Annotated in this window: 13 protein-coding genes; 12 read left to right on the top strand and 1 reads right to left on the bottom strand. The window is 56.8% G+C overall.

Going from position 1 to position 11,713, the window contains the following annotated elements; genetic code table 11:
- Window positions 1-102: 102 nt before the first annotated feature.
- The 12 genes from FHC49_RS15370 to trpS all read left to right on the top strand — a co-directional run bounded on the left by FHC49_RS15370 (window position 103) and on the right by trpS (window position 10,147).
- On the top strand, window positions 103-882 hold the full coding sequence (locus FHC49_RS15370; RefSeq protein WP_220440247.1) for a pilus assembly protein: 780 nt from the start codon (window positions 103-105) through the stop codon (window positions 880-882).
- On the top strand, window positions 879-1,418 hold the full coding sequence (locus FHC49_RS15375; RefSeq protein ID WP_220440248.1) for a PilN domain-containing protein: 540 nt from the start codon (window positions 879-881) through the stop codon (window positions 1,416-1,418). Before FHC49_RS15370 ends, FHC49_RS15375 begins: the two co-directional genes overlap by 4 nt.
- Window positions 1,405-1,872: a DNA utilization protein HofO gene (locus FHC49_RS15380; protein WP_220440249.1), complete on the top strand. Its 468-nt coding sequence runs from the start codon at window positions 1,405-1,407 to the stop codon at window positions 1,870-1,872. Before FHC49_RS15375 ends, FHC49_RS15380 begins: the two co-directional genes overlap by 14 nt.
- Window positions 1,862-2,296 (top strand): HofP DNA utilization family protein, encoded by a 435-nt coding sequence (locus FHC49_RS15385; RefSeq protein ID WP_220440250.1) that lies wholly within the window; start codon window positions 1,862-1,864, stop codon window positions 2,294-2,296. Before FHC49_RS15380 ends, FHC49_RS15385 begins: the two co-directional genes overlap by 11 nt.
- Window positions 2,178-3,410, top strand: a complete 1,233-nt coding sequence (gene hofQ, locus FHC49_RS15390; RefSeq protein WP_220440251.1) for a DNA uptake porin HofQ — start codon at window positions 2,178-2,180, stop codon at window positions 3,408-3,410. The genes FHC49_RS15385 and hofQ overlap by 119 nt, the downstream gene beginning before the upstream one ends.
- Before the next feature lie 281 nt (window positions 3,411-3,691).
- Complete coding sequence (aroK, locus tag FHC49_RS15395; protein ID WP_185668982.1) at window positions 3,692-4,213, top strand: shikimate kinase AroK; 522 nt, start codon at window positions 3,692-3,694, stop codon at window positions 4,211-4,213.
- A gap of 56 nt (window positions 4,214-4,269) precedes the next feature.
- The gene (gene aroB, locus FHC49_RS15400) at window positions 4,270-5,364 is read left to right on the top strand and encodes a 3-dehydroquinate synthase (RefSeq protein ID WP_220440252.1); all 1,095 of its coding nucleotides are present in this window, start codon (window positions 4,270-4,272) and stop codon (window positions 5,362-5,364) included.
- A gap of 84 nt (window positions 5,365-5,448) precedes the next feature.
- Complete coding sequence (gene damX / locus FHC49_RS15405) at window positions 5,449-6,741, top strand: cell division protein DamX (RefSeq protein WP_220440253.1); 1,293 nt, start codon at window positions 5,449-5,451, stop codon at window positions 6,739-6,741.
- Between the two features lie 109 nt (window positions 6,742-6,850).
- Window positions 6,851-7,684, top strand: coding sequence for an adenine-specific DNA-methyltransferase (dam, locus tag FHC49_RS15410; protein WP_185668979.1), 834 nt, complete (start codon window positions 6,851-6,853; stop codon window positions 7,682-7,684).
- Window positions 7,685-7,718: 34 nt separating this feature from the next.
- A complete protein-coding gene (rpe, locus tag FHC49_RS15415) occupies window positions 7,719-8,396 on the top strand; it encodes a ribulose-phosphate 3-epimerase (RefSeq protein ID WP_185668978.1) in 678 nt (225 codons plus the stop codon).
- On the top strand, window positions 8,389-9,150 hold the full coding sequence (gene gph / locus FHC49_RS15420; RefSeq protein ID WP_185668977.1) for a phosphoglycolate phosphatase: 762 nt from the start codon (window positions 8,389-8,391) through the stop codon (window positions 9,148-9,150). The genes rpe and gph overlap by 8 nt, the downstream gene beginning before the upstream one ends.
- On the top strand, window positions 9,143-10,147 hold the full coding sequence (gene trpS / locus FHC49_RS15425; protein WP_185668976.1) for a tryptophan--tRNA ligase: 1,005 nt from the start codon (window positions 9,143-9,145) through the stop codon (window positions 10,145-10,147). Before gph ends, trpS begins: the two co-directional genes overlap by 8 nt.
- A gap of 107 nt (window positions 10,148-10,254) precedes the next feature.
- Here the strand turns inward: trpS and cysG are convergent, their stop codons facing one another.
- On the bottom strand, window positions 10,255-11,628 hold the full coding sequence (gene cysG / locus FHC49_RS15430) for a siroheme synthase CysG (RefSeq protein WP_185668975.1): 1,374 nt from the start codon (window positions 11,626-11,628) through the stop codon (window positions 10,255-10,257).
- Window positions 11,629-11,713 lie beyond the last annotated feature (85 nt).

Genomic DNA, 11,713 nt, shown 5'->3' on the forward strand with positions numbered 1-11,713 from the left:
GTGTCATTTGGGCAGTTTATAAACAAACGCGCGGTAGTATAAAGGCAAGCCAGATGCATTGATATAGCCGTCACCGTGAGGTGACGTAAGGATGATCGTGAAATGGCTTTCAGATGCTGGCAAATGGGTCTTCATATTCAGCAGGATAACGTCTTTATCGTTGCACTTCAGCGTACTCGCCGCGGCTGGCTCCTTCGCCGCTGGTGGCAACTGCCGTTACCGCCGTCCGCGCAGCAAGGTGATGACGCGCTGCTGGCGGCGCTCAAACCGTGGCGGCAGGCGTTGCCCTGGCAGCACGCGGTGAGCCTGGCCTTTCCGGCCAATAGAACGTTACAAAAAAACCTCCCTCTTGCGGCGATGTCGCTGTACGAAAACGAACAAACGCAGTGGATTGCCAGCGCGATGTCGCAGCAGCTTGAGATGAATGCGGCATCGCTCTGCTTTGATTATCACCTGGTGGAGCCACAAGGGCGATGGAACGTCACTGCAGCGCAGCAGCACGATATCACCCGTCTACAACGGCTGGGGCAGGCGCTGCGTTTACAGATTGCGGCGATCACCCCCGATGCCTGCGCGCTCCAGACGCTGGTGCCGCACTTAGATTCGCAGGATGCCATGCTGGTCTGGCGCGATACCCGGCAGTGGCTCTGGGCCAGCCGGGAAAGCTGGGGGCACTGCGCGTTTGACGATGCCCCCTCGCTGACGCAACTCAGTATCCAACTGGGCGTCAACCCACAGCGCCTGGTGTGCTGTACTGCTCAGCCAGGCGAATATAAAGGCTTCGATCCCTGGAGTGTAGTGGCGCAGAAATATCCACCGCTGCCAGCCAGAGGCAATGACTTTGCGGTGGCGCTGGCACTGGCTATGGGGGCGGCATCGTGAACATCCCACCGGTGAATTTCCTTCCCTGGCGACAGCGCCGCTTTCGGCGGTTGATTCAGCGCTGGCTCGTGTGGGCAGGTGTTGTCTGGCTGTTGTGCGGCGTGCTGGCGTTTATCGGGCGTGGATACTGGCTGCCGGTCGCGGCGGTTAGCAATATCCATGTCGAGGCAGAACGGCGGGTAGTGCAGCAACTGGCGCAGCGGGAGCAGGTGCTTCAGGCGGGTTTACAGCAGCAGGCCGCCTTAAAAAAACGGCAACGTACGCGGCAGGTGACTGAAGCCTGGTCGCCCAGGTTGCTGGCGCTGGCCGCGCATTTCCCCGCTTCGGCATGGCTGAGCGAGCTGAGCTACCGTGACGGCGTGCTGTCGCTATCGGGCGTGTTGACGCCGGTTTCCGCGCTGGCTGAGGTTGAGCAAACGCTGCGAGCTATCCCTGGGTTTCATCTGATGCAGGCCGGCAAAATTCAGCGCGATAGCGCCGGCCGCTGGCAGTTCCAGTACGCATTACGCGAGGAGAGTGGAAATGCGTCGCCTTGAACGCCTATGGCCGCTGTCTCCTACGGCGAAGGTGGGGGCGGGAGCGCTACTGTTGATGCTGGTAGCGATGTACGGCGGCTACCGGGTCGAACATCAGGCCTATGTTGAGGCGGGAAAAAGTCGCGAAGCATGGCAGAAACAGCATGAGCAATACCTGACGCGCTGGCATCGCGTCGCTCACCTCAACGCTGGCGTGCGCGCTACACCATGGCTGGAAGAACAGGATATCCCACCGTTCTCTCCGGTCGGTTTTCAGCAAAATGGCGCCCGACTGGCCCATTGGCAGCCTTCAGAGGCGGGCGGTGAAATCTCGCTGGATACGCTGTGGCATGCCGTTCCTGGCACCTTTTTGCGGCTGGCCGAGCGCGGAATGCGGGTTACGGGTTTTACTCTGGCAACGCACGACGATGTGCTCCGTTTTACCCTGCAACTGGTACGCGACGATGAATCCTGAACGCGCGCTTCTTTTATTACTCACCGTTCCGCTGCTATGCGGAATGCGGGATCCGTTCGCCCCGGTGATGGATGCCTGCCAGACAGCGCAGCTTGCTGACTGGCACTATCGCGGCGGGACGCAATCGGCATCACGGCTGATTGGCATGGCGCAGGAACGGGATGAACGCTGGCGGCGCGTGGAGGTCGGGCAGACGCTGAACACCGGCTGGCGGGTTACGGCAATCACGCTGGATAGCCTGACTGTGGAAACGGGTGAGGGATGTGAGCCCCGAATCTGGCAATGGAAAAGAGAAGGAACGCCGAATGATAAAAAGGATAGTGCTGTTGAAGCTGGCGCTGGTGTCAGCGCTGGCCCCGGCGAAGAACGTCACGCTGGTAGTGGACGACGTGCCGGTCGCGCAGGTGCTTCAGAGCCTCGCTGACCTGGAGCAGAAGAACATGGTTATCTCCCCGGAAGTGCAGGGAACGCTCTCGCTCCAGTTGCGTAACCTGCCATGGCAGCAGGCGGTTCAGACGGTGATTAACTGCATGGAACTGGTGCTCACGCAGGAAGGAGGCGTCTATTACGTGCACTCACAGCGCTGGCGCGAAGAGAAACAGGCGAGAGCGCAGCAGGAAAAGGAGAAACGCCAGCAGACGCTGCCGCTGATGCATCGCAGCCTGGTGCTGCACCATGCCGATGCCAGCGAGCTGGTGAAAGCTGGGGATAAATTACTGAGCGCGCGCGGTTCACTCACCGTCGATAAACGAACCAATCGCTTGATCGTACGTGATGACCGTGAGCACCTCCCGGCGCTGGAAGCGTGGGCAAAGGAGATGGATATCCCGGTTGGGCAAGTTGAGCTGGCGGCCCATATTGTCACTATCAACGAAACCAGCCTACGAGAATTAGGAGTGAAGTGGAATCTTGCTGACGCCGCCGGGGCAACCGGTTCTGGCAAGATAACCACCTTAAGCAGCGATCTTTCGGTTGCGGACGCCACGACGCACGGCGGGTTTAATATCGGTAAAATCAACGGCCGCCTGCTTGAGCTGGAACTCTCGGCGCTGGAGCAAAAGCAGAAGGTTGATATCATCGCGAGCCCGCGGCTGCTGGCCTCGCATTTGCAGCCTGCCAGCATCAAACAGGGAAGCGAAATCCCTTATCAGGTTTCCAGTGGGGAGAGTGGCGCGACCTCAGTGGAGTTTAAAGAGGCGGTGCTCGGCATGGAGGTCACACCAACCGTGCTGCAAAACCAGCGCGTTCGCCTGAAGCTGCGCATCAGCGAAAACATGCCCGGCCAGGTGCTACAGCAGGCGGACGGCGAAGTGCTGGCGATTGATAAACAGGAGATTGAAACCCAGGTTGAGGTCAAAAGCGGGGAAACGCTGGCGTTGGGCGGCATTTTTTCGCAGAAGAACAAGAAGGCCAGCGATAGCGTACCATTCCTTGGCGATATCCCCTTGTTGGGCCATCTTTTTCGTCACGATGGCAAGGACAATGAGCGGCGCGAGCTGGTGGTGTTTATCACCCCGCGTATTATTTCTGTGCAGTAGCGACGGGGAAACATGCTGATTTGGTGAATAAGGTGTTTCCCAAGTTTGACGTGGGGCCGGATTTAGCATACAAGGAGTACCGATTTGAGCGTCAGTGAATAACATTCCTTCCTCCTGAAGTCTGCTGATTTAATCTGTTGCCAAACCAGCCGGAGTATTGAGATAATTTTCAGTCTGACTCTCGCTCTATTGCATAAGAGGTTTCAGTTCATGTCCAGCGACGCGCGAACGACTGCGGCGCGGATTTATCATTAACGAATAGTCTTAGTAGTACCAAAAAAATGGCAGAGAAACGCAATATCTTTCTGGTTGGGCCTATGGGTGCCGGCAAAAGCACCATTGGGCGCCAGCTGGCTCAACAGCTCAATATGGAATTTTACGATTCTGATCAAGAGATTGAGAAACGAACAGGCGCTGACGTGGGCTGGGTCTTTGATGTCGAAGGCGAAGAAGGTTTCCGTGACCGCGAAGAAAAAATCATCAATGAGTTAACGGAAAAGCAGGGTATTGTTCTGGCAACAGGCGGTGGCTCTGTAAAATCACGTGAAACGCGCAATCGTCTCTCCGCTCGTGGTGTCGTCGTCTATCTGGAAACGACCATTGAAAAACAGCTGGCACGTACTCAGCGCGATAAAAAGCGCCCGCTGCTGCAGGTCGAAACTCCACCGCGCGAAGTGCTTGTAGCGCTGGCTGATGAACGTAATCCACTGTACGAAGAGATTGCGGATGTCACTATCCGTACTGACGATCAGAGCGCAAAAGTTGTCGCCAACCAGATTATCCATATGCTGGAAAGCAACTAATACTGGCCCAGAATAGAACGCCAGCGAATAAAAGTAACTAAGGTGGACGTCGCGTTATGGAGAGGCTTACTGTAACTCTCGGGGAACGTAGTTACCCGATAACCATCGCGGCTGGTTTGTTTAACGATCCAGCTTCCTTTTTACCGCTCAAGTCTGGCGATCAGGTTATGCTGGTCACCAACGAAACGCTGGCACCGCTCTATCTGGACCAGGTTCGTTCCGTGCTGGAGCAGGCTGGCGTGAAGGTTGATAGCGTCATTCTGCCGGACGGCGAACAGTATAAAAGCCTGGCCGTTATGGACACCGTCTTTACTGCGCTTTTGCAAAAACCGCACGGTCGCGATACGACTCTCGTTGCTTTAGGCGGCGGCGTTATTGGCGACTTGACCGGTTTTGCAGCGGCGAGCTATCAGCGCGGTGTGCGTTTTATTCAGGTTCCTACCACCTTGTTGTCTCAGGTGGACTCTTCGGTTGGCGGCAAAACCGCGGTCAACCACCCTCTCGGCAAAAACATGATCGGCGCATTCTGGCAGCCAGCCTCCGTGGTTGTTGACCTGAACTGCCTGAAAACGTTGCCGAAACGCGAACTCTCCTCCGGTCTTGCTGAAGTGATCAAATACGGCATCATTCTTGATGCGCCGTTCTTTGACTGGCTGGAAGAGAACATCGATGCGCTGATGGCGCTCGATGAAAAAGCAATGGCGTACTGTATCCGCCGTTGTTGTGAGCTGAAAGCGGATGTTGTGGCAGCCGACGAGCGCGAAACCGGGTTACGTGCTTTACTCAATCTTGGGCATACTTTCGGTCATGCGATCGAAGCCGAGATGGGTTACGGCAACTGGCTGCACGGCGAAGCCGTTGCGGCAGGTATGGTCATGGCCGCGCATACATCAGAACGTCTGGGGCAGTTTGCTGCCGAAGACACGCAGCGCATTATCGCGCTGCTCAAGCGCGCAGGCCTGCCGGTTGCTGGCCCGCAGGAAATGTCGGCAGAGGCGTATCTGCCGCACATGATGCGAGATAAAAAGGTTCTTGCTGGCGAAATGCGGTTAGTGCTGCCGCTGGCCATCGGGAAAAGTGAGGTGCGCGGTGGCGTATCCCACGACGTGGTTCTTGGCGCTATTGCTGATACTCAGCAAGCGCAACTATAAGAAAGGTCAAGCCGCGTTCGCGCGGTGTTTTAACTTCAGGTGATATGCAATTGTCGTGGCATAAGCCTTTTAGTGGGGTGTTAAATGGATGAATTTAAACCAGAAGACGAGCTGAAACCCGATCCCAGCGATCGTCGTACTGGTCGCTCTCGTCAGTCTTCCGATCGTGACAACGAGCCACAGATCAACTTTGATGATGTGGATCTCGATGCTGATGAGCGTCGTCCGTCCCGTAGTCGTAAAGCGCGTGAAGAAGCTGAGCCGGAAGACGAATACTATGAATCTGACGATGCCGAAGAGAGCGATGCAGAGGAAGTGGTAGAGCGCCGCCCGCGTAAACGTAAAGCTGCTGCGCCGCGTAAACCGGCCTCCCGCCAGTATGTCATGATGGGGCTTGGCGTTGTCGTGCTGCTGGTGCTGATCGTCGGCATTGGTTCAGCCCTGAAAGCGCCATCTTCTAACGACCAGAACGCCTCTTCTGAGAAGAGCGTGTCGCTTTCTGGCGATACCAATACCGATCAGGCCAATAATTCTGCTCAGCCTGCCGCCCAGGAGAATACGCCGTCGCAGCAGCAGGACGTCTCCCTGCCTCCGATTTCCTCCACCCCAACTCAGGGTCAGGAAAACGCGGCACCGGACGGCCAGCAGCGCGTTGAGGTTCAGGGCGACCTGAACAATGCACTGACGCAGCAGCAGGGTCAGATTGATAACGCGGTAGTGAACTCTACGCTGCCAACTGAACCTGCAACCGTCGCGCCAATTCGCAACGGTGCCCGCCCGGCAGTGACCGCACCGGAAGCGCCTCGCCAGACGGCAACCGCCCCGCGTCCGGAACGCAAGCACACGGTTATCGAAACCAAACCGCAGCCGATGGCAACGGTGAAAACGCCTGCGCCAACCGCGCAGACCAAGCCTGTTGAAACTAAGCCAGCGGTGACTGCGCCGAAGCATACCGAAACCGCAGCGACTGCGGCCCCGGTTAAAGCGCCGGTGACGGCAACCGCAGCGGCGAAACCAGCAGCGACCACTACCGCGCCAACCGCAACGGCGGCTACAGCAGCACCTGCTGCGGCGGCAACCGGTAAATCTGCGGGCGATGTGAACGCGCTGAAAACCGCTTCTGGCTCGCACTACACGCTGCAGCTCAGCTCCTCTTCCAACTACGACAACCTGAACGGTTGGGCGAAGAAAGAGAACCTGAAAAACTACGTGGTGTATGAAACCTCTCGTAACGGTCAGCCGTGGTACGTGCTGGTCAGCGGCATCTACGCATCTAAGGATGATGCGAAACATGCTGTCACCACGCTGCCAGCTGACGTCCAGGCGAAAAACCCGTGGGCGAAGCCGCTGCATCAGGTACAGACTGACCTGAAATAATCGTTATTAAGACAACCCTATCCGCACCGCCGCGTGCGGATAGGGGAGAAGCGCAGGATGCTGTCGGAGCTTTCTCCACAGCCGGAGAAAGTGTAATTAGTCAGGCCGCATGAAAAAAAATCGCGCTTTTCTGAAATGGGCGGGAGGCAAGTACCCTCTGCTCGACGATATTAGAGATCATCTGCCTGCCGGCGATTGTCTGGTTGAACCCTTCGTTGGTGCTGGATCGGTATTCCTGAATACCGATTTTTCGCGTTATATTCTGGCTGACATTAACAGCGACCTCATCGAGCTCTATAAAATCGTCAAAACTCGCTCCGATGAGTACATCGACCGGGCGCGCACGATGTTTGTGCCTGAGAACAATGACGCCGACCGCTACTACCAGCTGCGCGAAGAGTTTAATCGTAGTACCGACCTGTTCCATCGCGCAGTGCTGTTTTTATACCTCAACCGCCACGGCTATAACGGCCTGTGCCGCTACAACCTGCGCGGTGAGTTTAACGTCCCGTTTGGGCGCTATAAGAAACCCTATTTCCCGGAAGCTGAACTGCGCCACTTTGCTGAAAAGGCGCAGAATGCCGAGTTCTACTGCGAGTCTTATGAAACCTGCATGACTCGTGCAGACGCGCGTTCCGTGGTGTATTGCGATCCGCCGTATGCTCCGCTGTCGGCGACGGCGAACTTCACGGCGTATCACACCAACAGCTTTAGCCTGGAGCAACAGGCGTTTCTGGCGAATAAGGCCGAAGAGCTGGTGGCGAAGCGAATTCCCGTGCTGATTTCCAACCATCGCACGCCGCTGACGCTGGAGTGGTACAAAAATGCGGCGGAAACGTATACCGTAAAGGTTCGTCGCAGCATTAGCCGCAACGGCGGCACACGTAAAAAGGTGGACGAACTGCTGGCCCTATATCGCCCGCCTGGAAAAAAACAACGTTAAAAGACCCTAATGGATAGGCTCTGAGGAGATGTGGATGAAACAGTACCTGATTGCCCCTTCAATTTTGTCGGCCGATTTTGCCCGTTTAGGCGAAGATACTGCCCGCGCGCTGGCTGCCGGGGCGGATGTGGTTCATTTCGATGTTATGGATAACCATTATGTGCCGAACCTGACCATCGGCCCGATGGTGCTGAAAGCGCTGCGTAACTACGGCATCACCGCGCCAATCGACGTTCACCTGATGGTGAAGCCGGTTGACCGTCTGGTTCCGGATTTTGCCGCCGCAGGCGCCAGCATCATCACTTTCCATCCTGAAGCTTCCGAACACGTAGACCGCACGCTGCAGCTGATTAAAGAGCACGGCTGTAAAGCGGGCCTGGTGTTTAATCCGGCAACTCCGCTGACCTACCTTGACTACGTGATGGATAAGCTCGACGTTATCCTGCTGATGTCGGTTAACCCGGGCTTTGGCGGCCAATCCTTTATCCCTCACACCCTCGATAAACTGCGCGAAGTGCGTCGCCGTATCGATGAGTCCGGCTATGACATTCGTCTGGAAGTGGATGGCGGTGTGAAGGTGAACAATATTAGCGAAATTGCTGCGGCAGGGGCGGACATGTTTGTCGCCGGCTCGGCGATTTTTGACCAACCAGACTACAAAAAAGTCATTGATGAAATGCGCAGTGAACTGGCAAAGGTAAGTCATGGATAAATTGCAGACCATTCGCGGCGTCGCGTTTGACCTCGATGGCACGTTGGTAGACAGCGCGCCGGGGCTGACCGCCGCCGTTGATAGCGCGCTTTATGCGCTTGAGCTTCCGGTTGCAGGTGAAGACCGGGTCGTCACCTGGATTGGTAACGGTGCCGATGTTCTGATGGAACGAGCCCTCAACTGGGCCCGCCAGGAACGTGCGAGCCAGCGTGCCGCTCAGGGTAAACCATCGGTGGATAGCCACGATATTCCTCAGGACGAGCAGCTTCGCGTGCTGCGCCGCCTGTTCGATCGCTACTACGCCGAATTCGCTGAAGAGGGCAGTTTCCTGTTCCCTCACGTTGCTGATACCCTGGCGGCACTGCACGCCAACGGCCTACCTCTGGCGCTAGTGACGAATAAGCCGACGCCGTTTGTGGCCCCGATTCTCGAATCTTTGGGCATTGCTGACTACTTCGCGGTAGTGATTGGTGGCGATGACGTGCAGAACAAAAAGCCGCATCCGGAACCGCTGCTGAAAGTGGCGGAGAAGCTGGCGTTAGCGCCGGAAGCGCTGCTGTTCGTCGGTGACTCTCGTAACGATATTCAAGCTGCTAAAGCGGCGGGCTGCGCCTCCGTCGGCCTGACCTACGGCTATAACTATGGCGAAGCCATCGCGCTCAGCGAGCCGGATATTATCTTCGACCACTTTAATGAACTGCTGCCCGCTCTCGGGTTTGCGCACAGTGAACATCAGGAATCAGAACATGACTAAGCCCATCGTATTTAGCGGCGCACAGCCGTCAGGTGAACTGACCATCGGTAACTACATGGGTGCACTGCGTCAGTGGGTCAACATGCAGGACGACTATCACTGCATCTACTGTATCGTCGACCAGCATGCGATTACCGTCCGCCAGGACCCGCAGGCGCTGCGTAAGGCGACGCTCGACACGCTGGCACTGTATCTGGCCTGCGGCATCGACCCGGAAAAAAGCACCATCTTCGTACAGTCTCACGTGCCGGAACACGCACAGCTGGGCTGGGCGCTGAACTGCTACACCTATTTCGGCGAGCTGAGCCGCATGACCCAGTTCAAGGATAAATCCGCCCGCTACGCGGAAAACATCAACGCTGGTCTGTTTGACTACCCGGTGCTGATGGCGGCAGACATTCTGCTGTATCAGACCAATCAGGTGCCGGTAGGCGAAGATCAGAAGCAGCACCTTGAGCTGAGCCGCGATATTGCCCAGCGTTTTAACGCCATTTATGGCGACGTGTTCAAAGTGCCTGAGCCGTTTATTCCTAAGTCTGGTGCGCGCGTGATGTCGCTGCTCGAGCCGACGAAGAAGATGTCCAAGTCAGACGATAACCGCAACAACGTGATTGGCCTGTTGGAAGACCCGAAATCCGTGGTCAAGAAGATCAAACGCGCGATGACCGACTCCGAAGAGCCACCTGTTATCCGTTACGATCTGAAAGAGAAAGCGGGCGTCTCTAACCTGCTGGATATCCTCTCCGGCGTGACCGGTCAGAGCATTCCAGAGCTGGAAAAACACTTTGAAGGCAAGATGTATGGCCATCTGAAGGGCGAAGTGGCAGAAGCGGTTTCCGGTATGCTGACCGAGCTGCAGGAGCGTTATAACCGCTTCCGCAACGACGAAGCGTTCCTGCAGAAGATCATGAAAGACGGGGCCGATAAAGCCAGCGCGCGTGCTTCACAAACGCTGAAAGCGGTGTACGACGCGATTGGTTTCGTGGCTAAGCCGTAAGAAACGGTACTGATTGCCGGATAGCGGCGCTGCCATATCCGACCTACGATCGTGATATAAAAAAACCGGGATGATCCCGGTTTTTTTTATGTCTGTGAGATTACCCGTTAATGGTTTGAGAACCAGTTCAGCTTGCCGCGCAGGCCCACTACGCGGCCGACGATAATCAGCGCCGGGCTTGCCATTTGCTCAGCCAGTTCGCCAAGCTGGGACAACTGTCCGTCCACTACGCGCTGGTTAATTGCGGTACCGTTCTCGACGATAGCCACCGGCATGTCTGCCTGCATACCGTGTTCAATCAGCTTTTGCTGGATGGTAGCGGCCTGATTCAGCCCCATGTAAAACACCAGCGTCTGTTTTTCTGCCGCGAGGTTTTCCCAGTCCAGTTCGCCGCCGGTTTTCAGGTGCCCGGTAACCAGACGCACGCTCTGGGCGTAGTCGCGGTGGGTCAGCGGAATGCCGGAGTAGGCGGAACAGCCAGAGGCGGCTGTAATGCCGGGTACAACGGAGAAGGGAATGCCGGCATGGCACAGGGTTTCCAGTTCTTCACCACCGCGGCCAAAGATAAACGGGTCACCGCCTTTCAGACGCACCACGCGTTTACCCTGTTGGGCTTCACGCAGCAGGATCTGGTTAATCTCTTCCTGCGGTACGCAATGGTAGCCCGCACGTTTACCCACGAATACGCGGTCCGCATCGCGGCGAACCAGATTCATAATATCGTCGGAGACCAGGCGGTCGTAAACCACCACGTCTGCCTGTTGGATTTGCTGCAGGCCTTTTAGCGTCAGCAGCCCGGCATCCCCCGGACCGGCACCCACCAGCACCACTTCGCCGCGGTGATCCAGCGGCGTGTTCAGCAGCTGTTCGGTGGTGTCATCAATGGCCTGCTGATCCTGATTAGCCAGCGATTGCGCCAGGCGGTCATTCTCAAACAGCTTTTCCCAGAAACGACGGCGTTCACCCATTGTCGCAAACTGCTTCTTCACCCGCGTGCGCAGTTGCCCGGCATAGGCAGCAACCTGTCCCAGATGCTGCGGCAGCAGCGCTTCCAGCTTCTCGCGCAGCAGACGTGCCAGCACCGGTGAGGTGCCGCCGGAAGAGACGGCGACCATCAGCGGTGAGCGGTCGATAATCGACGGCATGATAAAGCTCGCCGCTTTCGGCGCATCGACCACGTTGCAGAAGATACGCCGCGCTTCGGCCGCATCGCTGACCTGCTGGTTCACCACGTCATCATCGGTGGCGGCAATTGCCAGCCAGCATGGGTCGAGCAGCGCGGGTTGGAAATCACCCTGCACCAGTGTCAACATGCCCGCCTCCGCCCAGACGTGGAACTGCGGAACGTAATCCCGTGCGTTTACCGTCAAGCGAGCGCCCGCGTCCAGCAGCAGACGCGCTTTGCGCTCGGCAACATCACCGCCGCCGACCAGCAAACAGTCGCGCTCGCGCAGTTGGCAAAAGATGGGTAAGTGATCCAAGGGGCAACCTCACGGAATAGATAAATGCGGGGGATGAATAATGCAGGTAAGGATAACAGCAGTTATCGTATGGAATATACGATTT

The sequence above is a fragment of the Kluyvera sp. EC_51 genome (assembly GCF_019584505.1).
Classification (GTDB): Bacteria; Pseudomonadota; Gammaproteobacteria; order Enterobacterales; family Enterobacteriaceae; genus Kluyvera; species Kluyvera sichuanensis.